Annotated in this window: 22 protein-coding genes; 14 read left to right on the top strand and 8 right to left on the bottom strand. The window is 63.3% G+C overall.

Annotation, left to right across the window (positions count from 1 at the left end; all coding sequences use genetic code 11):
• The first annotated feature begins 51 nt into the window (after nt 1-51).
• The 6 genes from crtY (at nt 52) to LDN95_RS06645 (ending at nt 5,948) form a co-directional block, all read left to right on the top strand.
• Nucleotides 52-1,251, top strand: a complete 1,200-nt coding sequence (gene crtY, locus LDN95_RS06670; protein ID WP_226016864.1) for a lycopene beta-cyclase CrtY — start codon at nt 52-54, stop codon at nt 1,249-1,251.
• Nucleotides 1,251-2,729, top strand: a complete 1,479-nt coding sequence (locus LDN95_RS06665) for a phytoene desaturase (RefSeq protein WP_226016863.1) — start codon at nt 1,251-1,253, stop codon at nt 2,727-2,729. Before crtY ends, LDN95_RS06665 begins: the two co-directional genes overlap by 1 nt.
• Nucleotides 2,726-3,322, top strand: a complete 597-nt coding sequence (locus tag LDN95_RS06660) for a TIGR00730 family Rossman fold protein (protein WP_226016862.1) — start codon at nt 2,726-2,728, stop codon at nt 3,320-3,322. The genes LDN95_RS06665 and LDN95_RS06660 overlap by 4 nt, the downstream gene beginning before the upstream one ends.
• Before the next feature lie 10 nt (nt 3,323-3,332).
• A complete protein-coding gene (locus LDN95_RS06655) occupies nt 3,333-4,283 on the top strand; it encodes a phytoene/squalene synthase family protein (protein ID WP_226016861.1) in 951 nt (316 codons plus the stop codon).
• Nucleotides 4,284-4,401: 118 nt separating this feature from the next.
• On the top strand, nt 4,402-5,196 hold the full coding sequence (locus LDN95_RS06650; RefSeq protein ID WP_226016860.1) for a cytochrome b/b6 domain-containing protein: 795 nt from the start codon (nt 4,402-4,404) through the stop codon (nt 5,194-5,196).
• Entirely contained in the window at nt 5,193-5,948 is a 756-nt protein-coding gene (locus tag LDN95_RS06645; RefSeq protein ID WP_226016859.1) for a molybdopterin-binding protein, read from the top strand. The genes LDN95_RS06650 and LDN95_RS06645 overlap by 4 nt, the downstream gene beginning before the upstream one ends.
• Nucleotides 5,949-5,997: 49 nt before the next feature.
• On the opposite strand, the gene LDN95_RS06640 is transcribed toward LDN95_RS06645, so the two are convergent.
• The 4 genes from LDN95_RS06640 to pgi form a co-directional block, all read right to left on the bottom strand.
• Complete coding sequence (locus LDN95_RS06640) at nt 5,998-7,014, bottom strand: NAD-dependent epimerase/dehydratase family protein (RefSeq protein WP_226016858.1); 1,017 nt, start codon at nt 7,012-7,014, stop codon at nt 5,998-6,000.
• A 25-nt stretch (nt 7,015-7,039) separates the two neighbouring features.
• Nucleotides 7,040-7,762 (bottom strand): SDR family oxidoreductase, encoded by a 723-nt coding sequence (locus LDN95_RS06635; RefSeq protein WP_226016857.1) that lies wholly within the window; start codon nt 7,760-7,762, stop codon nt 7,040-7,042.
• Between the two features lie 63 nt (nt 7,763-7,825).
• Nucleotides 7,826-9,181 (bottom strand): glutathione-disulfide reductase, encoded by a 1,356-nt coding sequence (gene gorA, locus LDN95_RS06630; protein ID WP_226016856.1) that lies wholly within the window; start codon nt 9,179-9,181, stop codon nt 7,826-7,828.
• A gap of 111 nt (nt 9,182-9,292) precedes the next feature.
• The gene (pgi, locus tag LDN95_RS06625; protein ID WP_226016855.1) at nt 9,293-10,837 is read right to left on the bottom strand and encodes a glucose-6-phosphate isomerase; all 1,545 of its coding nucleotides are present in this window, start codon (nt 10,835-10,837) and stop codon (nt 9,293-9,295) included.
• Nucleotides 10,838-11,005: 168 nt separating this feature from the next.
• Here pgi and lepB point away from each other — a divergent pair, with 168 nt between their 5' ends.
• From lepB to LDN95_RS06600, 5 genes are all read left to right on the top strand, one after another.
• Nucleotides 11,006-11,860, top strand: coding sequence for a signal peptidase I (gene lepB / locus LDN95_RS06620; RefSeq protein ID WP_226016854.1), 855 nt, complete (start codon nt 11,006-11,008; stop codon nt 11,858-11,860).
• Nucleotides 11,833-12,549 (top strand): ribonuclease III, encoded by a 717-nt coding sequence (gene rnc, locus LDN95_RS06615; protein WP_370631662.1) that lies wholly within the window; start codon nt 11,833-11,835, stop codon nt 12,547-12,549. The genes lepB and rnc overlap by 28 nt, the downstream gene beginning before the upstream one ends.
• Nucleotides 12,546-13,460, top strand: coding sequence for a GTPase Era (gene era / locus LDN95_RS06610; protein ID WP_226016852.1), 915 nt, complete (start codon nt 12,546-12,548; stop codon nt 13,458-13,460). Before rnc ends, era begins: the two co-directional genes overlap by 4 nt.
• Complete coding sequence (locus tag LDN95_RS06605; protein WP_226016851.1) at nt 13,457-14,245, top strand: hypothetical protein; 789 nt, start codon at nt 13,457-13,459, stop codon at nt 14,243-14,245. The genes era and LDN95_RS06605 overlap by 4 nt, the downstream gene beginning before the upstream one ends.
• A 252-nt stretch (nt 14,246-14,497) precedes the next feature.
• Complete coding sequence (locus tag LDN95_RS06600) at nt 14,498-16,042, top strand: hypothetical protein (RefSeq protein WP_226016850.1); 1,545 nt, start codon at nt 14,498-14,500, stop codon at nt 16,040-16,042.
• 25 nt (nt 16,043-16,067) lie between these two features.
• Here the strand turns inward: LDN95_RS06600 and topA are convergent, their stop codons facing one another.
• The 4 genes from topA to plsY all read right to left on the bottom strand — a co-directional run bounded on the left by topA (nt 16,068) and on the right by plsY (nt 21,274).
• Nucleotides 16,068-18,710 carry a type I DNA topoisomerase gene (gene topA / locus LDN95_RS06595; RefSeq protein WP_226016849.1) on the bottom strand — a complete coding sequence of 881 codons (2,643 nt, stop codon included), beginning with the start codon at nt 18,708-18,710 and terminating at the stop codon, nt 16,068-16,070.
• Nucleotides 18,711-18,805: 95 nt separating this feature from the next.
• A complete protein-coding gene (locus LDN95_RS06590) occupies nt 18,806-19,465 on the bottom strand; it encodes a hypothetical protein (RefSeq protein ID WP_226016848.1) in 660 nt (219 codons plus the stop codon).
• 88 nt (nt 19,466-19,553) lie between these two features.
• Nucleotides 19,554-20,675, bottom strand: a complete 1,122-nt coding sequence (gene dprA, locus LDN95_RS06585) for a DNA-processing protein DprA (RefSeq protein WP_226016926.1) — start codon at nt 20,673-20,675, stop codon at nt 19,554-19,556.
• Between the two features lie 17 nt (nt 20,676-20,692).
• A complete protein-coding gene (plsY, locus tag LDN95_RS06580) occupies nt 20,693-21,274 on the bottom strand; it encodes a glycerol-3-phosphate 1-O-acyltransferase PlsY (protein ID WP_226016847.1) in 582 nt (193 codons plus the stop codon).
• A gap of 81 nt (nt 21,275-21,355) precedes the next feature.
• Between plsY and murI the strand changes: the two genes are divergently transcribed.
• The 3 genes from murI to LDN95_RS06565 all read left to right on the top strand — a co-directional run bounded on the left by murI (nt 21,356) and on the right by LDN95_RS06565 (nt 26,675).
• Complete coding sequence (gene murI / locus LDN95_RS06575; protein WP_226016846.1) at nt 21,356-22,156, top strand: glutamate racemase; 801 nt, start codon at nt 21,356-21,358, stop codon at nt 22,154-22,156.
• A 186-nt stretch (nt 22,157-22,342) separates the two neighbouring features.
• Nucleotides 22,343-23,563, top strand: coding sequence for a 5-aminolevulinate synthase (hemA, locus tag LDN95_RS06570; RefSeq protein ID WP_226016845.1), 1,221 nt, complete (start codon nt 22,343-22,345; stop codon nt 23,561-23,563).
• A gap of 196 nt (nt 23,564-23,759) precedes the next feature.
• Nucleotides 23,760-26,675, top strand: a complete 2,916-nt coding sequence (locus LDN95_RS06565; RefSeq protein ID WP_226016844.1) for a TonB-dependent siderophore receptor — start codon at nt 23,760-23,762, stop codon at nt 26,673-26,675.
• Nucleotides 26,676-26,692 lie beyond the last annotated feature (17 nt).

The following is a 26,692-nucleotide window of genomic DNA, read 5'->3' as shown; positions in this document are numbered from 1 at the left end:
GCCCGAAAGGGTTTGTTGCGCCCGGCAGGACGAGCGCCTAACCGGATTTCGATGACCGAGCAGCACTGCGACATAGCGATCCTTGGCGGCGGCCTGTCGGGCGGTCTGATCGCATTGGCGTTGGCCGCCAGACGGCCGGACCTGAAGGTGTCCATCCTCGAAGCGGCACCGGCGCTTGGCGGCAACCATGTGTGGTCGGTGTTCGACACCGATCTCCAGCCAGGTGCAGAGGCCTTGCTTGCACCGCTCGTCACTGCCCGGTGGGAAGGGTACGACGTGCGCTTCCCGGCCCATTCCCGGCAGCTAGACACGCCCTATGCAACGATGACGTCGGCCCGGCTCGATGCAACGCTGCGCGCAACGCTTCCTGCTGACGCGATCCACTGCAATGCCACGGTCGTGTCCGCCACCCCGCGTGAGGTTCGGCTGGCTGATGGTTCACGATTTGCCGCAGATGCCGTGATCGATACCCGAGGTTTGAAGGATTTCTCTGCATTCAAAGGTGGTTGGCAGAAGTTTGTAGGACTTCACCTGAAGTTGTATCGCCCCCACTTGTTGACCCGACCAATCGTGATGGACGCTACTGTCGACCAGCACGATGGCTATCGTTTCGTCTACAGCCTGCCCTTCAATGCCACCGAAGTCTTTGTCGAAGACACCTATTATGCCGACGGCCCGGCGCTTGATGTGACGTCGTTGCGCCAGCGCGTGCTGGCCTACGCCGAAAGTCAGGGATGGGCCGTGGCGCAAGTGGTGGCGGAAGAACAGGGCGTCCTGCCTGTCGTTGCCGGTGGCGATTTCGATACATTGTGGCCGCAGTCCGGGCGCGATATGCCTCGCGCCGGCACCCGCGCCGGACTGTTCCACCCGCTTACCAGCTATTCGGTCCCCGACGCTGTCCGCTTTGCCCTCGCGCTGGCCGATCGTATCGATCTGACTTCGAACGGACTTGCGGATTTTTCTCAACGATGGTCGTCAAAGCATTGGAAAGAAGGATCATTCTTTCGAATGCTGACCGCCATGCTGTTCGCAGCAGCCGATCCTGACAAGCGCTACCGAGTGCTTGAACGGTTCTATCGGCTCGATTCCCGATTGATCGAGCGCTTCTACGCCGGTCAACCAACGCTATTGGACAAAGTGCGGGTGCTTGCGGGCAAACCGCCGGTTCCGCTGGGGCGCGCCATCGGCGTGATCAGCGGGCTCGGCAACCGCCCTGCACCCTTGCAACATCCGCGACGACAGGAGCATTGATGAAACGTGCATGTGTGATCGGCGCCGGTTTCGGCGGCCTCGCGCTGGCCATCCGGCTACAGTCGGCCGGTATCGCCACCACCGTGATCGAGGCCCGCGACAAGCCGGGTGGCCGCGCCTATCACTGGCAGCGCGATGGCTTCACGTTCGATGCCGGGCCAACGGTGATTACCGACCCGCCATGCCTTGAAGAACTCTGGGCACTCAGCGGGCATCACATTTCGGAGGATGTCGACCTGATGCCGGTGATGCCGTTCTACCGGCTCAATTGGCCCGACGGTACCAACTTCGACTATTCCAACGACGAAGCGGTCCTGCGTTCCGAAATTGCCAAGCTCAACCCGCGTGACGTTGCGGGCTACGACGCGTTTCTCGACTACTCAGCCGGCGTCTTCCGCGAAGGCTACGTCAAGCTTGGGTCGGTGCCCTTCCTCGATTTTGCCAGCATGATCCGTGCCGCGCCCGCGCTGGCGCGCTATCAGGCTTGGCGCTCGGTTTACTCGGTCGTCTCGAGCTATGTCGAGAACGAGAAACTGCGCGAGGCGTTCAGTTTCCACAGCCTGCTGGTCGGCGGCAACCCGATGACCACCAGTGCGATCTACGCGCTGATCCACAAGCTGGAAAAAGACGGCGGCGTATGGTGGGCGCGCGGCGGCACCAACCAACTGATCGCTGGAATGCTGCGCCATTTCCAGCGGATCGGCGGCGAAGCGCGCATCGGCGATCCGGTCACCAAGATCCACTCGCTGGGCGATCGCGTGACGGCGGTCGAAACGCAAAGCGGCTGGCAGGCCTCGTTCGACGCGGTTGCCTCAAACGGTGACATCGTCCACTCCTATCGTGATCTGATGCCCGATAATCCGCAAGCGCAGCGCCGGGCCAAATCGCTCAAGAAAAAGAAGTTTTCGCCGAGCCTGTTCGTCGTGCACTTTGGTATCGAGGGCACCTGGCCGGGAATTCCGCATCACATGATCCTGTTCGGCCCGCGCTACAAGGGGCTGCTCGACGACATCTACAAGCATGGCGTGCTGCCCGAGGACTTCTCGATCTACCTGCACCACCCCAGCGTCACCGACCCCTCGGTCGCGCCCGAAGGCAAGAGCACGTTCTACGCGCTGGTGCCGGTCGCCAATATGGGCAAGCTGCCGGTCGATTGGAACGAGGTGGGCCCGCTGCTCGAAAAGCGCATTCTGGACGAGGTCGGGCGGCGCCTGATCCCCGACATCCACAGTCGCATCGTGACCAAGTTCCACTACGCTCCCAGCGACTTTCAGACCGACCTTTCCTCGCATCTGGGCAGCGCGTTCAGCCTTGAACCGCTGTTGACGCAATCGGCGTTCTTCCGCGCGCACAACCGCGATGATGCCATCCGCAACTTCTATCTGGTTGGCGCAGGCACTCATCCCGGCGCAGGTATTCCCGGTGTTGTCGGCAGCGCCAAGGCGACAGCCAAGCTGATGATCGAGGATCTTGCTTGACCGTCCGAACGTTCCGTCGGCTTGCCGTTTACTGCGGGTCGGCCAGCCCCGCCGATCCGCGTTACGTTGCGCTCGCCAGAGATGTGGGCGGCGTGCTCGCCCAGCGGGGGATCGGCGTGGTCTATGGTGGCGGCAAGCGCGGACTGATGGGCGCGCTGGCTGATGGCGCGCTGGGTGCGGGTGGAGAGGTCATCGGGGTGATCCCCGAAGCGCTCGCCAATGCCGAAATCGCCAATCCGGCCTGCACCGAACTGCGTGTGGTAACGGGAATGCATGCGCGCAAGCAGGCGTTTGCCGATCTATCGGACGGGTTCCTTACCCTCCCCGGCGGGGTCGGCACGATGGACGAGTTGTGGGAGGCGGCAAGCTGGTCGCAACTTGGCTATCACGCCAAGCCGGTCGGCCTGCTGAACGCATTCGGCTTCTTCGACCATCTGCTCGCGTTCAATCGCACGATGATCGACACCGGCTTCGTGCGTGAGGCACATGCGGGCATCCTGATCGCCGATTCTTCCATTGAAGCGCTGCTGGATCGGATGGCGGCGCACCAACCGCATACACCGGTCTTTGCCATGAGCGCGAACCAGTTGTAACGTTGCGGCCATGGACACGCGCCAGAGCCTGGTTGATGCCGCCGAGCAGACCATCCGCAAGGGATCGAAGAGCTTTGCCGCGGCCAGCCGCCTGTTCGACCGGACCACGCGCGAACGGGTGTGGTTGCTTTACGCCTGGTGCCGGGCCTGTGACGATCTGATCGACGGGCAGGAGCTTGGCGGAGAACTGACCCGGCCCGAGGATGTCGACGACCGTCTCGTAACGGTGCGCCGATTGACCTCGCAAGCCTTTGCCGGCGTACCGACAGGCGACGTGGCGTTCGACGCGCTGGGGCTTGTCGCCCGCGAGACCGGCCTGACCCTGGCGATGGCCGAGGACGTGATCGCCGGCTTCGCGCTCGACGTGGCCGACTGGCAACCGCGTAGCGAGGCCGACCTGATGCGTTATTGCTGGCACGTTGCCGGAGCGGTCGGTGTGATGATGGCGGTGGTCATGGGTGTTTCCCCCGGCGATGACGAGACGCTGGAGCGCGCGGGCGACCTTGGCCTTGCCTTTCAGCTTGCCAACATTGCCCGCGACGTGGCCGAGGACGACCGCGCCGCGCGGTGTTACGTACCGGCTGAGTGGTTGGCGGAAAACGGAATTCCTCCCGGCGAGCAGATGAAACCACCCTATCGCGCAGGGTTGGTGTCGGCTGTCACGCGACTGTGCCAACTGGCCCATGCGCACGAGTGTTCGGCTCGGCTGGGCGCAGCCCGTTTGCGCTTTCGCCAGCGTTGGGCAATCCTTTCGGCGGCGGGAATCTATGGCGAGATCGCGCGCGCGGTGCAAAAGCGGGGTGCGCAAGCTTGGGACAACCGCACCGTGGTGAGCGATCGGCGCAAGCTGATGTGGATCGTGCGCGCGGCATTGCGCGCCCTGCGGCCGGTGCCGCGATCGAGCCAGCGTGCTGCTCAGACACGGCGATTTACCCGCCGCGAGCTGGCAGGGCAGGCGTAACGTCACGCAAAAGCGGCGCATCGCAGTGTAACTTCCGCGCGACTTGTTCCGAACTAAGCTTAGTGCTGGCGATCGGGTCAGCACGGTGGCACTGTGACGCAGCGCGGGGAGATGTGGCATGGCCGAACGAGCATTGGTCTATCGGACGAAGCTGCCGGTCCGGCTTTGGCACTGGCTGAACGCCCTTTGCATCTTCATCATGCTGATGAGCGGGATGATGATCTTCAACGCGCATCCCCGGCTTTACTGGGGCAAATTCGGCGCCAATCCAGACCCTGCGTGGCTTGAGATCGGGCATCATGGCGTTAACGGCTACCTCAACCTGCTCGGGACTGAGATTCCGACGACCGGGGTGCTTGGCCATGCGATGGGGACCGCAGAGGCGTTCCCGCCGCTGGTCACGATCCCATCAAGCTACAGCCTGACGATAGCGCGTGAATGGCACTTTTTCTTTGCCTGGCTGCTGGTTCTGGGCGGGATCGCATTTCTGATTTATGCCATTTTTTCAAGACACTTGCAGGATGATCTTCTGTTGACGTCCGAAGAGGCGAAGCCGCGCAATCTGTGGCACGATATCAAGCAGCACGCCCGGCTGCGCTTCCCCACGGGGGCCGCGGCACGGCGTTATAATCCCGTGCAGAAACTGGCCTACCTCTCGGTCCTGTTCGTGCTCCTGCCGCTGATCGTGTTGACAGGATTGACGATGTCACCCGCGCTCAACGCCGCGTGGCCATGGCTGCTGGAAGTATTTGGCGGTCGGCAATCGGCGCGCTCGATCCACTTTCTGTGCGCGACCGGTTTCGCGCTGTTCATCGTGGTGCACCTGCTGATGGTCCTGCTGGCCGGGCCGGTGAACGAGTTGCGCAGCATCATTACCGGCTGGTATCGCCTACCTGCGGAGCGCCGCCCATGACCTCACCACTGATCACCCGCCGCAACGCCCTGATCGGAACGGGTGGCCTGCTGCTGGCAGGGTGCGACCGGATCACCGCATCGCCCACCGTCAAGCGCGTGCTGACCTTGGGCGAGAAGGCAACGATGAGCGCGCAGCGTCTCGTAACGGACCGCCATGCACTTGCGCCCGAGTTCACCCGCGCCGACCTGTCGCCAGTGTTTCGCGTCAATGGCACCCGCAGTCCCAACGATGGTGGCTACGCCGCGCACGTCGCCAACGGCTTTGCCGATTGGCGGCTGGAAGTCGGTGGCATGGTCGCCAAGCCTTCGCGTTTTTCCCTTGCGAATCTGCGTGCTGCGCCTGCGCGAACGCAGATCACGCGGCACGATTGCGTCGAAGGCTGGAGCGCTATCGGAGAATGGAGCGGGGTGCCTTTGGGGCTTCTGCTGCGGCAGGTCGGGCTGTCGGGTAACGCCCGCTACATCGTGTTCCACTGCGCCGACACGCTGGAAGGCAAACCCTATTACGAGAGCATCGACATGGTCGACGCCTTCCACCCGCAGACGATTCTGGCGCACAGCCTCAACCGCCAGCCGCTCAGCATCGGGCACGGCGCACCCTTGCGACTGCGGGTAGAACGGCAACTGGGCTACAAGCAGGCCAAGTACGTGATGCGGATCGAGGCTGTCGCTGCGCTGGACGGCATTGCCGGCGGCAAGGGCGGCTTCTGGGAGGATAACCGCGGCTACCAATGGTACGCCGGGATCTGAACCCGTTCCCCCTTCCCCCGGCACCCCCAACGCCTGTCGTAACGTAACGCTATACTTTGACCACCCCGCGCTCGATCAGGCTGCGCGCGCAATCGACGATCGAGTCTTCGGGCGGGCGGGTTTTCCAGCCCAGCACGACAAAGGCATGATCGGCGCTGGCATCGCGAATATTGCCCAGTTCGCCGGTGATCTGTCGGATCATCGGGTTGAACAGCGCGGAAAACCGCACCAGCCAATCGGGCAGGCCGCGCGTCGGAACCTTGCGCGACTGTTGCGGCAACCGCTCCTTGAGGATGCGCGCGACGTCGATCAGCTTGAGGAAAGGCCCGGCCGCGATGAAGCGCTCACCCGCGATGCCCGGCGCAGTCAGCGCGCGCACGTGCAGGTCCGCAACGTCACGCACATCGACGATGCCGAAGCCGATATCCGGACAGCCCGGTAGCGCGCCAGACAGAAGCTGCTTGACCACCTCGATCGACGCGGAGAAGTCATCGTTCCAGACTGGCCCAAGCACCGCCGACGGGTTGACCGAAACGAACTCCATCGCTCCGCCTTCGACCGCGATCCAGTCGCGCGCGGCGCGCTCGGCGATCGTCTTGGACTTGACGTAGGCATAGACATCGGGACCGTTGACATCGGTCCAGTCTTTTTCGGTAAACCGGTGCACACCCTTGCCATGGCCATAGGCGATCGCGGCCACTGACGAGGTCTGGACGAACCGTACGACACCTGCATCGCGCGCGAAACGTAACGCGCGCAGCACGCCTTCACGCGCGGGCACGATCAGGTCATCCTCGTGCTTGGGGGCGTTGGTCGAAAACGGCGAAGCGACGTGCGCGACGTGGCTGCATCCGGCCACCGCAGCCTCCCATCCGGCGTCGGAGGTGAGGTCGGCGGCAAACACCTTCAGCGTCTCTGCCGTCCCGCCAAGCAACTGACGCAAAACGGGTTCCTTGGCCAGGCTACGCACGGTGGCGTGCACGGTCCAGCCTTCTGCCAGCAACTGGCGGATCGTGAACCCGGCGATGTAGCCACTGCCGCCGGTAACCAGAACGGTCTTGGTCATGAGCGTCTCCTCAGGTTGCGCCAGGTCAGAACGAAAGCATGATGCGTCGGACCAGCCAGGGTGCAAGATTGTTCAGAATTGCCAAAATCCGGACGATGCCGACGTTGGCCTCGGTCGCGTTACGTTGCATTGCCGCCACGATCTGGCGTGCGCATTCCTCTGGCGACAGCTTGCTACCGGTGCGGGCCGCGGTCATCGCGGTATCGACCACGGGGGGCAGCGCCTCAAGCACATGGATGTGCGTGTCCTTCAGCTGCGAGCGCAGCGCCTGGGTATAGCTGCGCAAGGCCGCCTTGGTCGCGCAATAGACGGGCGCACCGGTGCTGGGTGCAATCGCGAGCCCCGAGGTGACGTTGACGATCATCGCCTCGGGCCGGTCACGTAACGCAGGGATCATCCCCGCGATCAGGCGGATCGGCGCATGGAGATTGAGGTAGAGCGTGCGCTCGTCCTCATCGGCCACGGGCGCGCCCTCGCGAAAGTCATGGGTGCCCCCCATCCCGGCATTGTTGACCAGCACATCGAATTGGCGACCGGAGATCGCGGCCAACAGCCCTGCGACACCGTCGGGCCCGGCAAGATCGGCAGGCAGGACTTCGAAGCCTTCGGCCTGCGCGGCGGCAATACGCGCCGCCGTCCGCCCGGTCATCGTCACCTTCGCCCCAGCGTCACGTAACGCACGTGCAAGCCTCAAACCGATCCCGTCGGTGCCGCCGGTGACGAGCACCACCTTGCCTGCAAGCTGCATCGCCGTTCACTCCCCCTGAAATTATCAAGGGCCAGCTTACGCGAAAGGTTGCGAGTTGCAACCTTATTTGAGTAGCACCAGCTCCTCAGCCATTGAGGGGTGCAACGCGACGGTATCGTCAAAGGCGGCCTTGGTCAGCCCGGCCTTTACCGCAATCGCAGCAGCCTGCAGAATCTCGGGCGCTTCGGGTCCGATCATGTGGATGCCCAGCACCCGGTCGGACGCCGCATCGACCACCATCTTGTACAATCCGCGCTCGGGTCGATGCCCGAAGATGTTCTTCATTGGTCGGAAGTCCGAAGTATAGACCTTGACCGAGCCGTAACGGTTGCGCGCCTCGCCTTCGGTCAGCCCGACAGCGGCCAGCGGTGGCTGCGAGAACACCGCGCTGGGGATGCAGTCATACGAGATCCTGGTGTCTTTCCCACCGAACACGCGGTCGGCGAAGGCCTGCCCTTCACGGATGGCGATCGGGGTCAGTTGCACGCGATCGGTAACGTCGCCCACGGCATAGATGCTCGGCACGTTGGTGCGACCGGTCGCATCGACCAGCACTTCACCCTTTTCGCCAAGTTCCACCCCGACATCTTCAAGCCCGAGCCCATCGGTCTTGGGACGGCGGCCGGTCGCGACCAGCAGCACATCGGCTTCGAGCGCCTGCGTCTGGCCGCCCAGATGGATCGCCAGCGAGCCATCCTCGCGCTTTTCCACCCGCTCGAACGGGCAGTTGAACTTGTATTCGATGCTGCGCGCCATGGTGATCTGGAGCAAGCGGTCGCGCAGCGCCGCGTCGTACCCGCGCAGCAACGTCTCGCTACGGTTGACCACTGTTACGTGACAGCCCAGCGCATTGAAAATTCCGGCGAATTCGAGCGCGATGTAGCCCGCACCGGCGATGACCACCCGCTTGGGCAGGGTTTCGAGATGGAACACCTCGTTCGAGGTGATCGCATGCTCCGCCCCCGGAAACGAAGGCCTCACCGGCCAGGCTCCAGTGGCGATCAGGATATACTTGGCGGTGATCTCGCGCCCCGATGCCAGGCGCACGGTGTTGGGACCAACGACGGTGGCGCGTTCAAGGAAGCGCTCGACCTTGTTGCTTTCCAACGTCGAGGTGTAGGCCGCGTTGAGGCGATCGACGTCCCTGAGCACGGCATCGCGCAGCTTTGCCCAGTCGAACGTCATCTTCTCGACCGTCCAGCCATAGTTGGCCGCGTCCTGCAGTTCCTCGGCAAAGTGCGAGCCGTAGACGAGCAGCTTTTTGGGCACGCAGCCGCGGATCACGCAAGTCCCGCCAACGCGGAACTCCTCGGCCACGGCCACACGCGCGCCATGCGCCGCCGCGATCCGGCTGGCGCGAACGCCCCCCGATCCCGCTCCGATGACAAACAGATCGTAGTCCCAAGCCGCTTCGCTCATGCCTCGCTCCTTCAGAGCGCCTCATATGGGAGCGAGCGGGACTTGCGCCAGTGCTATTGCGCAAAAGCAGCGGACCGTAACCGGAAAATCCCGGTTACGGCCCATTGGTATTCAGGCGTTTGCCGCGCCGATCCCGGCAGCCGCCAGCAGGGCCTCGGTCGAAGGGTCGAAACCCTCGCCGCCGCCCGCGTCAATCTGCTTGGCGATCGCCTTGCCCAGTTCGACGCCGAACTGGTCGAACGGGTTGATCTCCAGCAGCATCGCAGAAACGAACGTGCGCTGCTCGTGGAACGCGATCAGCGCGCCCAGCGTGGCAGGGTTGAGGTCGTCAGCCAGAATCGTCGCCGAAGGACGGTCGCCCGGATAGGCGCGCGCGCCGCCAAGCGCGTCGCCCGCATCGGCCGCCTTGCCCGCCATCAGCGCCGCGCCTTGGGCAAAGCAGTTCGACAACAGGATCTGGTGGTGCAGCGGATCAAGGTCGTGACCGGGGATCTTTACCGCCAGAAAGTCGACCGGGATCAGATGGGTGCCCTGATGCAACAACTGGAACACAGCGTGCTGCGCATCGGTGCCCACGCCGCCCCACGTGATCGGCGCACTGGGCCGTCCGAGCGGGGTACCGTCGGCCTTTACCCGCTTGCCGTTCGATTCCATCTCGAGCTGCTGGAGGTAGTCGGGCAGCAATGCCAGACGTTCGTCATAGGCGAACACCGCGCGGGTCTGGGTGCCGCAGGCTTGCGTATAGTACAAATCGGCAAAGGCCGCGCGCACGACCACGTTTTCGGCCAGCGGCGTGTCGATGAAATGCTGGTCGATGGCCGCCGCGCCATCGAGGAATGCCTGAAACGCGTCCCAGCCCAGCGCCAACGCGACAGGAAAGCCGATCGATGACCACAGCGAATAGCGTCCGCCGACGGTCTCTGAGAACGGCAGCACGCGTGTTTCATCCACGCCCCATTCCACTGCCTTGTCGGGGGCGGCGGTCAACGCGACGACGCGACCGAAGGGATCGTCGACCCCGCCTTCGCGCAACCAGTCGAGCGCCGAGGCCGCATTGGTCATCGTCTCGGTCGTGGTGAAAGTCTTGGAGGCCAGTGCAATCAGGGTTGTCGCCGGATCGCAGGCCTTCATAGCGGCTTCAAGCGCGCAACCGTCGATGTTGGAGACGACATGGACGTTCACCAGCGTGTCGTCGCGACCGAGCGCGTCGATGGCCAGCGCCGGGCCCAAGGCCGATCCGCCGATGCCGATATGGATCAGGCTCTTGACCTCGCCCAGCAGGCCTTCGTGGATCGCCTCGACCAGACCCTTCATGCGGGCGTGCAGCGCTTCGGCCTCGACCACGGCGTTGGTTGCGCCGATGCCGCGCTCGGCGCTGTGTTCGGCGGCGCGGCCTTCGGTGTTGTTGATCTTTTCGCCGGCGAACAGCGCCGCCCGGCGTCCGGCAAAATCGGTTGCCGCGGCGATCTTCTCCAATATGCCCTCGATCGCGGGCGAAAGATGGGTCTTGGACCAGTCGAACCGAATCGGCCCGCCGGGCAGGTCAAGATCGCGGGCATAGCGCGCCAACCGGCCCGGATCGCCAAAAAGCTCTGAAAGCGTTGGAGTTTCAAGGCCTTCAAGTTCCTGCCAAAGGCTTTCGAGCTGTTCGGTCATCGCGTCTTGTCCTTTCGCAACTGCAGCGAGGCGCTACATGCCCGCTCCTTTCTTATCCGCCAAGCGTTGCCATTGTTCGACCAACGTCCGTGCAAAGCTATGCGCGCGGCCATATCATGCGGCACTTCCTGCTTGACGAGAGGCTTTGCCCTTCACATGACCGCGACCATGAGCGATCCTATCGAAAACGCGCCCGCTGCCGCCCCGTCGCTCGCGACTCCTGTCGGCAAGCCAGCCAAACCGCAGAAGAAGGAGGACAGCTTTCCTGTCTTTCTCATCAAGCTGGTGCTGGTCGTTGCGATCTTCCGCAGCTTCATTTTTTCGCCGTTCAACATTCCGTCGGAATCGATGCTCCCCCGGCTGGAAAACGGCGACTACCTGCTCGCGGCGAAGTGGCCCTATGGCTATTCGAAATACTCGCTGCCGTTCAGCCTGCCGCTGGTCCCCGGTCGCTGGTTCGCAGCCCAGCCCAAGCGCGGCGACGTCGCCATCTTCAAGGCTCCGCCAGGCAACGATGTCGATTACATCAAGCGCGTGATCGGTCTGCCGGGCGATACCATCCAGATGATCGGCGGCGTGCTGCACATCAACGGCAAGCCGGTGAAGAAGGAGCGCATTGCCGACTTCGTCATCGCGGTTTCGGCCAATACCAATTGCCTGACGCCCGATTTCGAGGTCGAGGAGAAGGATGGCACGGCCACCTGCCATTACCCCCAGTTCCGCGAGACGCTGCCCGAAGGCAAGCAGTACAACGTGCTCGACCTTGGCTATCGTCCGCAGGATGATACCGCGCCGGTGGTCATTCCCGAAGGCCGCCTGTTCCTGATGGGCGACAACCGCGACAACTCGATGGACAGCCGCTTCCCCGCGATCGAAGGTCAGGGTATCGGTCTCGTCCCGCAGGAAAACCTTGTCGGCCGCGCCACCATCGTGATGTGGTCGACCGATGGCAGCGCCAACTGGTTCCTGCCCTGGACGTGGTTCACCGCAGCGCGCTGGAACCGCATCGGGGGGACGTTCTGACCAAGCCCGCCGGTCCTGACACGCTGGCCGCGCCGACAGCGGCCTATCTTGAACACCTGACGGGCTTTGCCCCGGCCAATCCCGCCTTGTGGTGCGAAGCACTCACCCATGGCTCGATGGGCGAGCCGCGCGATTACCAGCGGCTCGAATTCCTTGGCGACCGCGTGCTGGGTCTGGCCATCGGCGAATGGCTGCACGAGCGCGCCGAGGGGCCCGAGGGCAAGCTCTCGCAGCGGCTCAACGCGCTCGTCTCGCGTGAGACGTGTGCCGATCTGGCGCGCAAGCTGGGCATCCCGCTGCACATCCGGCTGGGCAAGCAGGCCCGCGACGATGGCGGCGCCAACAGCGACAACATTCTGGGTGACGTGATGGAAGCGCTGATCGGCGCGCTGTTCGTCGAGCGCGGATATGAAGCGGCGCGCGCCATGGTGCGCCGTGTCTGGGCGGCGCCGCTCGCCGGGGGCACCGGGCAGCGTAAGCATCCCAAGGCCGCGCTGCAGGAATGGGCGGCTGGCAACCGTCGCAAACCCCCGATATACACTCTGGTCAGCCGTGAAGGGCCCGACCACGCCGCCGTGTTCGTCGTCAAGGTCGCCGTCAATGGCGTGGGCGAAGCCGAAGCGCGCGGCTCCAGCAAGCAGGAGGCCGAAACGAGTGCCGCCCGCGATTTCATGAAAGCATACGGATGACCGAAGCCACCAACCAAGCTCCCGACCGCTGCGGCCTTGTTGCTGTGCTGGGGGCGCCCAATGCGGGCAAATCCACGCTGGTCAACGCACTGGTCGGCCAGAAGGTCGCGATCGTCTCGGCCAAGGCGCAAACGACCCGCGCGCGGTTGATGGGCATCGCGCTCGAAGGGCGCACGCAGATCATTCTGGCAGATACCCCCGGCCTGTTCGAGCCCAAGCGACGGCTCGACCGGGCGATGGTCAGTGCGGCATGGGATGGCGCACACGAAGCCGACGCGATCCTGCTGGTGGTCGATGCGCGCAAGAAGAAGCGCGAATACCTCGAAGGCATCCTCGAAGGATTGAAAGACCGGCCCGAGCGCAAGATCCTTGTGCTCAACAAGGTTGATTCGACGGCCAAGGAGCCATTGCTGGTCATGGCCGAAGAACTGTCCCCTGCGGGCAATTTCGACGAAGTGTTCTTCGTTTCCGCGCTGACCGGCGACGGCGTGGCCGAACTCAAGACCCGGCTGGCCTCGCTGATGCCCGAAGGCGTGTGGCACTATCCCGAAGATCAGGTGTCGGACGCCTCGGAGCGGCTTTTGGCGACCGAGATCACCCGCGAGCAACTCTATCGCCAACTCCACGACGAACTGCCCTATGACAGTGCGGTGCGACCTGAAAGCTATCAGCATCGCGCCGATGGCTCGATCGAGATCCACCAGCAGATCGTCATCGCGCGCGACAGCCAGCGCGGCATCGTGCTGGGCAAGGGCGGATCGAAGCTCAAAGCCATCGGCGAGGCTTCGCGCAAGGAACTTGCCACCCTGTTAGGCGTCAAGGTCCACTTGTTCCTGCACGTGAAGGTTGAGGAAAACTGGGCCGAAAGCCGCGAGATCTATGAAGAGATCGGGCTCGACTGGGTCAAATGACCGACATGTTGCATGAGGCAGGACTGATGCTGGAGCCCTGGTCGTTGCCCTTGACCGGCGCGCTGCTGTTGCTGGCGATGGTCGTGGCTTATCTGCTCGGCCGCAACTGGGCGGCGCATCATGCCGGAAACCCGCTCGACAATCCGGTGCTTTCGGGGATGTTCGGCCTGCTCGCGCTGCTCATGGCCTTTGCGCTCAGCCTTGCCATCGGCCGTTTCGAGGAACGGCGGCGGCTGGTGGTTGCCGAGGCCAATGCGATAAGCACCATGGACACAAACCTTGCGCTGCTTTCAAGCGAGGAGACACGCTCGCTCAAGCCGGGCCTTGCCGAATATGCGGCTATCCGTGTCGCGGTGGGGAACACGGCGGACGATGCAGCTTGGCAGATCCGCTGGAACGAAGGCAACGCGCAGCGTGCGCGATTTGGCAAAGACCTGTTCGCGATCCTGCGCAGCGGTCCGCCTGACACACGCACACCGCTGCTGGCGCAGTCCTACAGCGCGATGGGCGATGCCGCCACGATGCGCCATGCCGCACGGCAGGCGCACCTGCCCGGCGAAGTTCTGGTCCTGCTTGGCCTCTATTGCCTTGCCGCAGCGGGGGTATTGGGCAGCGCCCATGCGCACAAGCACGGCTCGGGACTTGTCGGTGCAAGCCTGTTGCTCGCGCTTCTGGCGTCAGCCTTCGTGGTGATTCTCGATCTGGATCAGCCCCGCCGAGGCACCATCATCGTTCCGCAAGACGAACTGGCAGCGGTGGCCGCGCAATTGCATTCACAACGATAACTTCATAACGAAAACTCTGCGGCCTTGCAGCGGCTTAGGCAGCGTGGGGCAAATAACCCAGGGCGCCCCGCCGTTTTAGAACCAGGCCCACCCCCCCCCCCCTGTAGGGCGGGGGCCAAACTGCCGCGGGGCCCCGGGTTATTTGCCCCACGCTGCCTCACACCCACTCCCCAACGAAGAAGGTAACCCGCGCGAAGGGAACGAACGTGCGCTGCGTTTGTTTCGCGAAGAACACTTCGTTGGAGTGCATGAATGACCGAAACCGCCGGTGTCCTAGTCGTGCCGAAAGGCGCCGGAAAGCTTCACCTGCCGCCCCGCATTCGAACCGCCTCGCAGACGGGCACTTGGCCTGCCGCTGCAACCCTGTTCGCATTCTATGCGGCGGCGACACTGGCTTTCCGATTCATGCTTATCGGCAACCCACTCGTTCACGTCGATGAGCAATTCTACTTATTGGTTGCTGACCGTTGGGCGCATGGGGCGCTGCCCTTCGTCGACATATGGGATCGCAAACCGGTCGGGCTGTTCGTGCTCTACCGGCTTTTCCTGCTGGTGCCGATCGATCCGGTGCTGTCGTACCAATTGTTCGGCATCGCCAGTACCGCTGCAACTGCGCTGGTGATCGAACGGCTGGCGCGCAAGATCGCGCCTCCCACCGCCGCATGGCAGGCCGGTCTGGTCTATGTTTTTGCGATGCCCGGCTTCAGTTGCGCGTTTGGTCAGGCTCCGGTGTTCTACAACCTGCTCATGGCCATGGCCGTGCTCGTGCTGGTCGACATCTGGAAGCGGCCTGAAACCACCGGCTTGCTCGCGCGGGGCTGCGTGGTCATGGCGCTGGCCGGCCTCGCGATGCAGATCAAGTATTGCGTGCTGTTCGAAGGGATCGCGTTTGGCCTGATCCTCATGGCCCGTGCGTGGGTCGATGGGCGCTCGGTGGCGCTAATCTGCCGGATGGCGATCGTTTGGGTTGCAGTGGCGCTGCTGCCTACGCTGCTTGCGCTTTGCGCCTTCATGGCGATCGGGCACGGCGCGGACTTCATTCAGGCGAATTTCGTCTCGATCTTCCAACGGCTTCCCGATGGTCCTGAAGCGACGCTGCGGCTTTTCAATCAGACACTGGCGCTGACCCCGTTCTGGCTTGCCATCTTTCTGGCGCCCCGGCTGATGAGCCTGCCTGTCCCGCAGAGCCTGGCCGCGCGCAATGTGTTACGCATGTGGGGTCTGGCGGCGGTTGTGGGCTATCTGGTGTTCGGAACGTGGTACGATCACTACGTCGCGCCGATGCTGCCGCCGCTATGCGTACTTGCCGCCCCCGCCCTTGCCCGGACAATTCCGGGAGAGCGGTGGATCGGACGTCTCCTGCTCGGAGCTGCGGCACTGGGCGGGCTTATCGTGATGGGCATCCAGTTGAAGAACCACGGCAACGCGACCGAGGCGGAAGCCTTGACGGGTTTGATCCGTCAGCAGGTCCACAGCCGCAGCTTCTACATGTACGATGGAGATCCGGCGCTCTACCGCATGGTCGGCGCGCCGATTCCCACGCGCTACGCCTTTCCCACGCACCTCAACACATGGACCGAGGCGCCCGCGATCGGAACTGATCCGGTCCGTGAGATCGCGCGGATCATGACCGGCCAACCCGACGTGGTGATGATCGGCGAATGGAGCGATCCCTACCAACCCAACCACCAGTCACGAGCGGTCGTGCAGGCGTTTCTGGCGCGCGATTACGAACGCTATGCCGGTTTCGTGCTCGGCACCCACCGTTTCGGGCTCTATCGCCTGCGCTCGCTCTAACCGAGCAAGCGCAGGCGACCGCTCCTCAGTTAGCCTTGGCCTTGGCGGCAGCGGGCTTTTTGGCGGCAGGTTTCTTGGCAGGCGCCTTCTTGGCCGCGACTTTCTTTGCCGGAGTGCCTTCGCCGGCTTCCGCTGCTTTGGCTTTGGGCGCGGCTTTCTTGGCGGGCGCCTTCTTCGCGGGCGACTTCTTCTTGCCCTTGGCCGGAGCCTTGGCGGCGCGTTCGTCGATAAGCGCAATTGCCTCGGCCGCGGTCAGCGTCTCTGCCTGTTTGTCCTTGGGCAAGGTCGCATTGGTCGTACCGTCGGTGACGTAAGCGCCATAGCGCCCCGCGAGGAGCTTGATTTCGCCGCCCGTGGTCGGATGGGCGCCGAACAGCTTGAGCGGCTCTGCCGCCGTCCGACTGCCGCGCGCACCCGCGCCGCTCGCCGCTTCGGCCAGCTTCACAACTGCCGCATTCATGCCCGTCTCGAACACTTCGGCGGTGGAACGCAGCCGCGCATACTTACCATCATGGGCGAGATATGGCCCGTAACGCCCTATGGATGCTGTAATATTTTTTCCTGATTCCGGATGCACGCCCACTTCGCGTGGCAACCCGAGCAGCTTGAGCGCCCACTCCAGATCCAGCTCGCCGATGTCCTTGGGGATCGATGCACGCTTGGCTTCCTTGCCATCGCCCAACTGGACATAAGGCCCGAAACGACCGGTCCGACGGAATACGTCGAGCCCGGTGACAGGGTCCGTGCCCAGCCCTTCATCCTCGCCAGCGCCGCCTTCGCCTGCACCACCCGGTTGGGCAAACTTGCGCGTGAACTTGCACTCGGGATAGTTCGAGCAAGCGACGAATGCGCCATAGCGCCCGCCACGCAGCGACAACCGCCCGACGCCGCACTTGGGACAAACGCGGGGATCGGCTCCATCGGCCTGCGGCGGGAACAAGTAATCCTGCAGGAACACGTCGAGTTCGGCGGTCACCTCGCTCGGCTTTTTGTCCATCACCTCGTCGGACTTGGGCTTGAAGTCGCGCCAGAACGCCCGCAGCACGTCTTTCCACATCGCGCGCCCGCCCGACACGTCGTCGAGCTCGTCCTCCATGCCTGCGGTGAACTGGTACGCAACGTAACGCTCGAAGAATCGTTCGAGGAAAGCGGTCAGCAACCGTCCTGATTCTTCGGCAAAGAACCGGTTCTTCTCGGTTCGCACATAGGCGCGATCCTTGAGTACCTGCAGCGTGGCCGCATACGTCGAAGGCCTGCCGATGCCGAGTTCTTCGAGCCGCTTGACCAGCGATGCTTCGGAATAACGCGGCGGTGGCTGGGTGAAGTGCTGTGTAGCATCGACCCCCCGTTTGCCCGGAGTATCGCCCTTTTCCATCGCGGGCAGCAGGCCGGATTCATCGTCCTCGGCACTGGCTACCTGATCGCGCCCTTCTTCGTAGACGGCCAGGAACCCGGGAAACTTGATCACTTGCCCGGTAGCGCGCAGCTCGTGCTTGCCAGTGCCTTCGCGTAACGTGACGGTGGTCCGCTCGATGTTGGCAGAGGCCATCTGGCTGGCCAGCGCCCGCTTCCAAACCAGATCGTAAAGCCGTCCTTCGTCGCCCGTGCCGTAACGATCGCGGCCGAAGTCGGTCGGCCGGATGGCTTCATGCGCTTCTTGCGCATTTTTGGCCTTCGTTTCGTAATGGCGTGGTTTTTCAGGCAGATAGTGGCCGTTGTAGCGGTCGGAGATCGCAGCCCGCGCCGCCGAGATCGCGCTAGGGTCCATCTGCACGCCGTCGGTACGCATGTAAGTGATGGCACCGGCCTCATACAGCGTCTGCGCCACACGCATCGTGTGGCTGGCCGAAAAGCCCAGCTTGCGCGCCGCTTCCTGTTGCAGCGTCGAGGTCGTGAACGGGGGCTGGGGGTGGCGGCGGGTCGGCTTGGTTTCGACCTCCTCTACCCGGAAAGTCGCGGCCTCGACCACGGCTTTGGCCTTCATCGCCGCGCCTTCATCGCCGAGCGACAGCTTCTCAAGCTTTTCGCCGTCAAAGCGGACAAGACGCGCGGCAAATTCGGTGCCGCGCTGTTCAAGCCGCGCGATGACCGACCAGTATTCCTGCGAGCGGAAAGCTTCGATCTCGCGCTCGCGCTCGACGATCAGTCGCAGCGCCACCGATTGTACCCGGCCCGCCGACTTCGCGCCGGGCAACTTGCGCCACAGCACCGGCGACAGCGTGAAGCCGAACAGATAGTCGAGCGCACGACGAGCAAGGTAGGCGTCGATCAGATCCTGATCGAGTTCGCGCGGATGGCGCATCGCCTCGGTTACCGTTGCCTTGGTGATCGCGTTGAAGGTGACGCGCTGCACGTCCTTGGGAAGTGCCTTGCGTTTGCCAAGGTACTCCTTGACGTGCCACGAAATCGCCTCGCCCTCGCGATCAGGGTCGGTCGCCAGAATCAATCGGTCGGCGTGCTTGGCCTCATCGACGATGGCCTTCACCCGGCTCTGCTTGTCGCCATAGAGTTCCCAATCCATGGCAAAGTCCTCGTCCGGGCGGACGGAACCATCCTTGGGCGGCAGATCGCGGATGTGACCAAACGAGGCGAGCACCTTGAAACCAGGACCGAGGTACTTCTCGATGGTCTTGGCCTTGGCCGGAGATTCGACAATGACGAGTTGCATGGCCTGAAACGAGCACCTTCTACGCGTATGTGTACGCGCGAGGGTGGCGGGAAACGCGCCAGTCCGTCAACACGTCGAGTGAACGCCCCTTAGATTCAACCGAACACATCGTCGAGTGCGGCCGTCGCATTGCCGATCAACCCATACAACGAACAGGCCAACAAGCTGATCACCACAGAGATGAACCCGCCGAATGCATTGCCGCCGACCGAGGCGATCGTGGTTTCGGCAACAGCCTGTTTGGTCAGCTCCGCGATCAGGCCCAGCAGCAGCAGGCCGCCGACAAAAGCCAGGCCGATCAACACATAGCTGATCACGATCGTCCACGCTGCATCAGCGGTGCGCCGCCACGATTCGCGCAGCGATTCGATCGCGCCCAGACCTTCGCCGATGACCAGCGCATCCGACAATGACCAGCGCGCGGCAACGTATAGCCCCGGCACGATCAGCAGCAGCATGGCGCCACCTGCACCCAGCGTCGACAGAAATGCCGCGCCAAAGGCCGAGCCATAATGCCGCCCACCGACAGGCGTACCGAAATCGCGATTGAGAACATATTCGACCAAGTGGTACTGAACGAAGAACGAAGCGAAGCTGAGCGCCAGTTGACCGCCCTTTTCGCCCAGAGTCAGATCGATCAGCACGCCAAGGACTGCGATCAGCCCGCCTGCCAGTGCACAGACAGCACCATGGCGGCGGAGCGTTGCAAACCAGCTTGTCAGGACACTGCCAACCGTTACCACTTCATTGCTCATTGCATGTCTGCCCCCGGCGTCCAAACGCACGCCCGACGGCAATCTGAACCGGACCACATGGCTTGGCAATGCGCTTTGCCAAAACAGGTCAGCCCGCCAGCGACACCCGCCCCCCAGCGTGACGCAACAGCCGACCCGCCAGTTCGAGTTCGAGCAAGGCCATCTGCACCGCGCCGGCAGCTGCGCCGCTCTGGCGGATGAGTTCATCCACCCCGATCGGAGGAACGCCCAGCAGGCCGACCAGATCGACCGATTCGACCTCGTCCGTGCCGAAGGACGTTTCATGCCGGACATCATCCATGCCATCCGGTTGAAATTCACGCACGCGCGAACGCGGCGCGCCATCGAATCCGCGCAGCAGTTCCAGAATGTCGGCAGGGCTCTGCACCAGAACCGCGCCATCGCGGATCAACTGGTTGCAGCCATGCGAGCGCGCATCGAGCGGCGATCCGGGCACGGCCATCACCTCGCGCCCCGCCTCACCGGCCAACCGCGCGGTGATCAGTGAGCCCGACTTCGGCGCAGCTTCAATCACCACGGTTCCGGCCGCCAGCCCGGCGATGATACGGTTGCGGGTAGGGAAATGGCGCGCCAGTGGCTCTGTCCCCGGAGGCATTTCGGCGATCAGCAGCCCCATCGTGGCCACCTGTTCCTGCAGTGCCGCGTTTTCGGGCGGGTACGTGATGTCGATACCGCTGGCGATCACGCCGATCGTGCCACCACCCTGCGCCATACCGGCAAGTGCACCTGAATGCGCCGCAGAATCGATGCCGCGAGCAAGGCCCGAAACCACGGCAAGCCCTTCTGCCGCGAGCGCCGCAGCGAATTCCCGCGCGATCCGCACTGCTGCTGCCGAAGCATTGCGCGCGCCAACCAGCGCCACGGTCGGCTGCGCCGCCAATGCGACATCGCCGCGCACGGTCAGGATCGGTGGTGGACTGTCTAGCGCGCCAAGCGCATCGGGATAGTCGGGCGCATCGTGGAACAGATACCGCGCGCCACAGGCTCGCACAGCGGCAATTTCGGCGCTGATCCGCGCAACTTCGGCCAACTTGTACCGGCCACCGCCGCGCGCCGCGAGATCAGGCAGCGCCTCAAGCGCGTCGGCGGCAGTGCCAAACCGTCTTACCAACTGCGCATAGCTGACCGGCCCGACATTGGGAGAACGCAGCAGGCGGATGCGCGCGAACGCTTCGTCGCGCGTCAGCATTGGCGCGTCGGTCACGTTCACCCTTTCGCGCCGATCCTTGGCTCCGTCCCGGCGCGCAGGCGGCCGATGTTGGCGCGGTGCAGCCACAGCACCAGCACGGCAAGTCCGGCCAGAACGGGCGCGTAGTTGGCATAGCCGGTCACGACTGCGGCCAGCGGAGCCGCCACCGCGGCGCTCATTCCGCCAAGCGACGATACCCGGGTGCCGAACAGCACCGCCAGCCAGACGAGCGCATAGGTCAATCCGATTGGCCAGGCGAGTGCGAGCGAGACCCCCATCAGCGTCGCCACGCCCTTGCCCCCGCGAAAGCGCAGCCAGACCGGGTAGCAATGGCCCAGTACCGCACCGGCAGCGGCCAATGCCTCAAACCCCGGAAGGTAGGCCCGCACGATCAGGACCGCCGCTGCGCCCTTGGCCATGTCGAGCAGCAAGGTGGCTGCAGCCAATCCCCTGCGCCCGGTTCGCAGCACGTTGGTGGCACCGATGTTGCCCGATCCGATCGCACGCAGATCGCCTGCGCCGGTAAGGCGGGTCAGGATCAGGCCAAAGGGCACCGAACCCAGCAGGTAGGCAGCGACAAGCGCGATCAGAGCATCCATGCACCGTGCATAAACTGCCTTGGCGACAAAAGGGAGGGGCCCCCTTCCCTTTTCGCCTCCACTGTCGATAGAACCTGCGCCATGACCGTCGATCCTGCCGCACCGATCCTGTTGTTCGATTCCGGCGTGGGCGGGTTGTCCGTGCTGGGCAAGCTGCGCGCGTTGCTGCCCGACGCGCCGGTGCTCTATGCCGCTGACAATGCCGGTTTGCCCTACGGCAGCAAGAGCGAAGCCCAGATCGCCGCGCGGGTTTCCGGCCTGTTGGGCCGCATGACCGAACGCTTTCGGCCAAGATTGGTGTGCATCGCCTGCAACACCGCCTCGACAATCGCGTTGGCGTCGGTGCGCGAGGTGCTGGAAGTACCGATCGTCGGCACCGTGCCTGCGATCAAGCCCGCATCGGCGATGACCCGCAGCGGTGTCATCGGATTGCTCGGCACGCAGGCGACGATCCGTCAGGGCTATGTCGACAGACTGGAAGCCGAATTCGCGGCCGACAAGCGCCTGCTGCGCCACGCCGCACCCGAACTTGTCGCCGCTGCCGAAGCGCGCCTGCGCGGCGATGACGTCGATCCTGCGGTGTTCCAGCGCGTCGCGGCAAAGCTTCACGCGATGCCCGATGGCGCGCGGATCGATACGCTTGTGCTGGCATGTACCCATTTCCCGCTGGTCCAAGCCGACCTTGCCGAAGCGTTCGGACCCGATGTGTCGTTTATCGACGGCTCGGACGGGATTGCGCGCCGCATCGCGCACTTGGTCGATGGGCAGGAATTCACGCGCACGGCGCCCGACACGGCGCTGTTCACCCGGTACGACGACGAAGCCCGCCAGCTTGCTCCGGCGCTCGCACGATACGGACTCGATCGCCACGTCGGGTTCTAGGCTGCGTGGACAGATTGTGGGGGGGGGGGGGTGGACGAATTGTCCAACCTTCGGACGAGGTTGCAAATGCCACTGGCAAACCGGCCAAGCCCGGCGTAAAGCCCGCCTCTGCGCCGGGCGGCAACCTTTTGGGGGAGGACGTCGCTGGGAGACAGAACAGTCTCCAGTTGGAAAAAGGAGCGGCGGGTGAATTACGACCAGGTTTTCGATTCCGCGATCGATCGTCTGCATTCCGAAGGACGCTATCGCGTTTTCATCGATATCCTGCGCAACAAGGGCGCCTATCCCAACGCGCGCTGCTTTGCCGGTCACAACGGGCCCAAGCCGATCACGGTATGGTGTTCGAACGACTATCTGGCGATGGGCCAGCACCCCAAGGTGATCGCCGCGATGGAAGAGGCGCTGCACGATGTCGGCGCAGGTTCCGGCGGCACCCGCAACATCGGCGGCAACACGCACTACCACGTCGATCTTGAGCACGAACTGGCCGATCTGCATGGCAAGCAAGGCGCTTTGCTGTTCACCTCGGGCTATGTCTCGAACGATGCCACGCTTTCAACGCTGGCCAAGATCCTCCCAGGCTGCGTGATCTTTTCCGACGAATTGAACCACGCCAGCATGATCGCGGGCATCCGCAACTCGGGCGCCGACAAGAAGGTGTTCCGTCACAACGATCTTGAACACCTTGAGCAGTTGCTGGCTGAAACCGACATCGCACTGCCCAAGCTGATCGCGTTCGAATCGGTCTATTCGATGGAGGGCGACGTCGCGCCGATCCATGCGATCTGCGACCTTGCCGAAAAGTACAATGCGCTGACCTACATCGACGAAGTCCACGCCGTCGGCATGTACGGTCCGCGTGGTGGCGGTATCACTGATCGTGATGAAGCCGCCCACCGCATCGACATCATCGAAGGCACGCTGGGCAAGGCATTCGGCGTGATGGGCGGCTATATCGCTGCAGACAACCGGATCATCGACGTCATCCGGTCGTATGCGCCGGGCTTTATCTTCACCACCAGCCTGTCGCCGGTGCTGGTTGCCGGCGTGCTCGCCTCGGTGCGTCACCTGAAGGCATCGAGCGTGGAGCGCGAGGCGCAGCAGGCCGCCGCCACCCGGCTGAAGGAGCTGTTCCGCGAAGCAGGCCTTCCAGTGATGGATTCGACCACACACATCGTGCCGCTGATGGTCGGCGATCCGGTGCGCGCGAAGAAAGTCAGCGACATCCTGCTGGCCGAATACGGCGTCTACGTGCAGCCGATCAACTTCCCCACCGTGCCGCGCGGAACCGAGCGCCTGCGCTTCACCCCCGGCCCTGCGCACACCGAGCAGATGATGCAATCGCTGACGCGCGCGCTGTCGGAAATCTGGGAACGACTGGAACTTGAGACGCGCCGCGCGGCCTGATCCGACCTGCAGGAGCCGCAGCATCCGTATGAACCGCGGTACAGGCCGCTAACCCGTTGGTGCAGTTGCCATAGGTTGACAAAATCTTAGACTCTATGTTGCAATTGTTACCGGACTGGTGGAAAACTGGATCTTGTAACTGTGTCCGGTCGCAAATGACCGTACCCCGGCAACGGGGGCAACAGGGGGGTTTCGCATGACTGAATTCCGGCCTCAGGGCCGACGCGCGTTGCGTCTTGCCATGTCCGCCAGCGTTTTGGCGCTGACGTTTCCGATGACCGCATGGGCGCAAGATGTCGCCCCTTCTCCGGCCGCACCTGACGCGGCGAAGGCTCCCGCCCGCGATGACGTCATCGTCGTTACCGGCACGCGCATTCGCCGTCCCGACTATGCCACTGCAAGCCCGACGGTCAGCTTCGGCACGACCCAGCTCGTTCAGGCTGGCACCACCAATGTCACCGACTTCCTCACCTCGATGCCCGCACTGATCGGCTCGTCGACCTCGCGCGACAATTCGGGTGATCGCGCCGGCATCGGTGCCACAGGGCTCAACCTGCTGAACTTGCGCAACCTTGGCACTGACCGCACGCTTGTGCTGGTCGATGGCCGCCGCCATGTCTCGGGCCTCGACGGTTCGCAATCGGTCGACATCAACACCATCCCCGAAGACCTGATCGAGCGGGTCGACATCCTGACGGGCGGCGCTTCGGCCATTTACGGTGCCGACGCGGTCAGCGGCGTCGTCAACTTCATCATGAAGAAGAAGTTCAGCGGCATCACGATGCGCGGCCAATCCGGCATTTCTAAGTACGGCGATGCCGGCAACCAGCTCATCGCTGTCACTGCCGGGCACAACTTCGATCGTGGCAACATCACGCTGTCGTACGAGTACAATCAGGAAGATCGGCTCGAATCGCACCAGCGCCCGGAATACAGCGGCACAGCGTCGGTCGGGTTCTTCCGCAACCCCGACTATGACAAGACCAAGCCGGGTTCCTATTCGCGCATTCCGCAGTCCGACGTACGGTATGAGTGGACTTCGCGCGTCGGTGCGGTCGATGTCACGGGCGACGGCGTTCCCGACTTCACCGGGACGGGCAAGGTCTACAACCTTGGCACTGAAATCCCCGGCGGCTATTCGAAAGGCAGCGATGACACGCTGGTATCGGACTACGCCAACGATCTGCGCCCATCGATCAAGCGCCATATCGTCAACATGTTCAGCACGTTCAACCTGTCGGATAGCATCGAGGTTTACAGCGAACTGAAGTACGCCAACATCAAGGCGTACTCGCTCGCCCAGCCGACGTTCGACTATTACATGTTCGTGCCGGGTGACAATCCGTTCATCCCGACCGCGATCCAGAATGCCATCTCCCCCGATATGGGCGGTGTTCTGGTGACCCGCGACAACTTCGATCTGGGGCAGCGCGGCGAAAGCATCAAGCGCGAGACAGTGCGCGGCGTGCTTGGCGCGCGGGGGGATCTCAGCTCCAACCTGCACTATGATGTAAGCTGGGTGTTCGGCCAGACCGACGTCACCAACAACTTCATCAACGACCGCTATACCGACCGTTGGAACGCCGCGATCGACGCGGTGACCGATCCTGCAACCGGGCGGCCGACCTGCCGCGTCAACCTTGATCCCACCGCAGCAGCGCACACCACCTTCAAGCCGGGCGAGTGCGTACCGTTCAACCTGTTCGGCGAAGGCGTCAGCTCGCAGGCCGCCCTGAACTTCATCCGTGCCAACACGACCGAGCATTCACGCATCCGCCAGAATGTCGTGAACGCCTCGCTGAGCGGCGACACGGCCAAGTTCCTGCGTTTGCCGGGTGGTCCGATCGGATTTGCCGTCGGTGGCGAATACCGCAAGGAAAGTTCGCGGTTCCAACCCGATGCGCTGGAGGTCCAGGGACTCACCTTCTCGAACAAGCTGCTCCCGTCCAATGGCAGCTTCGATGTGAAGGAAGCCTTCGGCGAACTCGATCTGCCGCTGCTCAGAGACGTACCGTTCTTCAAGGTGCTCGATCTGAGCGCAGCATTGCGTTACGCCGACTACTCGACCACCGGCCATGCCACCACCTGGAAGGTCGATGCCAATTGGGCACCGATCAACGACATCCGTTTCCGTGGCACGGTGTCACGCGCGGTGCGGGCGCCCAATATCTCCGAACTTTTCGGCGCCGCTTCACAGACTTACGCCTTCTTCGATGACCCTTGCCTTCCCAGCAACCTTGGCCTCGGCAAGTCCACACGCACGGCCAACTGCCAGGCGATCCTGTCAAAGGCCGGTCTGACGCCTGACCAGATCGCCAATTTCGAGGATACCCGCACGACCAACATCGCGGGCGTGGCAGGCGGCAACAGCAAGCTGACGCCAGAAGTCGCCAATACCTGGACCGCAGGCATCGTGCTGCAGCCCAGCTTCATCCGTGGCCTGCAGATCTCGGTCGACTGGTACGACATCAAGCTGAAGCAGGCGATCAACACCGTCACGGCGCAGCAACTGTCGGAACTTTGCGTCGACTCGCCCACGATCGACAACCAGTTCTGCGCCAACATCACCCGCGCCACGGGCACCGGCCTGATCACCAGCTTCGCGCTGCAACCGCAGAACGTTGCCAGCTTCAAGACCGCCGGTCTCGACGTGAACCTCACCTACCGGTTCGAACTGTCCAAGATCGGCCAATTCGAGCTGCGTGTGGTGGGTAACTACCTCGACAAGTTGAGCAAGGTCGGCGTTCCCGGTGCCGATCCGACCGACGAACTGGGTCAGTACGACTATTTCTCACCGAAATATCAGGCTTATACCACCCTCAGCTATGCCAGCGGTCCGGTGACACTGAACTATAACTGGTCATGGTTCGACAAGACACGCCGTTATACGCTCGATAAGTACAAGAACACTAGCTACGTCGCCCCCGAATATGCCTTCGTGAAGGCCCGTTCGGTCCACAACGTCTATGGTGCGTTGCGGGTCAACGAGAAGTTCGAGTTCTATGGCGGTGTGACCAACTTGTTCAACCAGAAGCCGGATCTTGGCTTCAGCACTTACCCGACCGAGGCCATCGGCACGTCGTTCTACGCCGGTTTCCGCGCGAAGTTCTGATCGCCACCCTTACGACC

The organism is Novosphingobium sp. FKTRR1 (assembly GCF_020404405.1).
In the GTDB taxonomy this organism is placed as follows: Bacteria; Pseudomonadota; Alphaproteobacteria; order Sphingomonadales; family Sphingomonadaceae; genus Novosphingobium.
The sequence above is the reverse complement of the archived record's forward strand: the minus strand, read 5'-3'. Positions and strand labels throughout refer to the sequence as shown.

Excerpts from the sequence above, each read along its gene's own strand:
- crtY (WP_226016864.1), top strand. The coding sequence starts at position 52 with ATGACCGAGCAGCACTGCGACATAGCGATCCTTGGCGGCGGCCTGTCG.
- LDN95_RS06665 (WP_226016863.1), top strand. The coding sequence starts at position 1,251 with ATGAAACGTGCATGTGTGATCGGCGCCGGTTTCGGCGGCCTCGCGCTG.
- LDN95_RS06655 (WP_226016861.1), top strand. The coding sequence starts at position 3,333 with ATGGACACGCGCCAGAGCCTGGTTGATGCCGCCGAGCAGACCATCCGC.
- LDN95_RS06650 (WP_226016860.1), top strand. The coding sequence starts at position 4,402 with ATGGCCGAACGAGCATTGGTCTATCGGACGAAGCTGCCGGTCCGGCTT.
- LDN95_RS06645 (WP_226016859.1), top strand. The coding sequence starts at position 5,193 with ATGACCTCACCACTGATCACCCGCCGCAACGCCCTGATCGGAACGGGT.
- LDN95_RS06640 (WP_226016858.1), bottom strand. The coding sequence starts at position 7,014 with ATGACCAAGACCGTTCTGGTTACCGGCGGCAGTGGCTACATCGCCGGG.
- LDN95_RS06635 (WP_226016857.1), bottom strand. The coding sequence starts at position 7,762 with ATGCAGCTTGCAGGCAAGGTGGTGCTCGTCACCGGCGGCACCGACGGG.
- gorA (WP_226016856.1), bottom strand. The coding sequence starts at position 9,181 with ATGAGCGAAGCGGCTTGGGACTACGATCTGTTTGTCATCGGAGCGGGA.
- pgi (WP_226016855.1), bottom strand. The coding sequence starts at position 10,837 with ATGACCGAACAGCTCGAAAGCCTTTGGCAGGAACTTGAAGGCCTTGAA.
- lepB (WP_226016854.1), top strand. The coding sequence starts at position 11,006 with ATGAGCGATCCTATCGAAAACGCGCCCGCTGCCGCCCCGTCGCTCGCG.
- era (WP_226016852.1), top strand. The coding sequence starts at position 12,546 with ATGACCGAAGCCACCAACCAAGCTCCCGACCGCTGCGGCCTTGTTGCT.
- LDN95_RS06605 (WP_226016851.1), top strand. The coding sequence starts at position 13,457 with ATGACCGACATGTTGCATGAGGCAGGACTGATGCTGGAGCCCTGGTCG.
- LDN95_RS06600 (WP_226016850.1), top strand. The coding sequence starts at position 14,498 with ATGACCGAAACCGCCGGTGTCCTAGTCGTGCCGAAAGGCGCCGGAAAG.
- topA (WP_226016849.1), bottom strand. The coding sequence starts at position 18,710 with ATGCAACTCGTCATTGTCGAATCTCCGGCCAAGGCCAAGACCATCGAG.
- LDN95_RS06590 (WP_226016848.1), bottom strand. The coding sequence starts at position 19,465 with ATGAGCAATGAAGTGGTAACGGTTGGCAGTGTCCTGACAAGCTGGTTT.
- dprA (WP_226016926.1), bottom strand. The coding sequence starts at position 20,675 with ATGCTGACGCGCGACGAAGCGTTCGCGCGCATCCGCCTGCTGCGTTCT.
- plsY (WP_226016847.1), bottom strand. The coding sequence starts at position 21,274 with ATGGATGCTCTGATCGCGCTTGTCGCTGCCTACCTGCTGGGTTCGGTG.
- murI (WP_226016846.1), top strand. The coding sequence starts at position 21,356 with ATGACCGTCGATCCTGCCGCACCGATCCTGTTGTTCGATTCCGGCGTG.
- LDN95_RS06565 (WP_226016844.1), top strand. The coding sequence starts at position 23,760 with ATGACTGAATTCCGGCCTCAGGGCCGACGCGCGTTGCGTCTTGCCATG.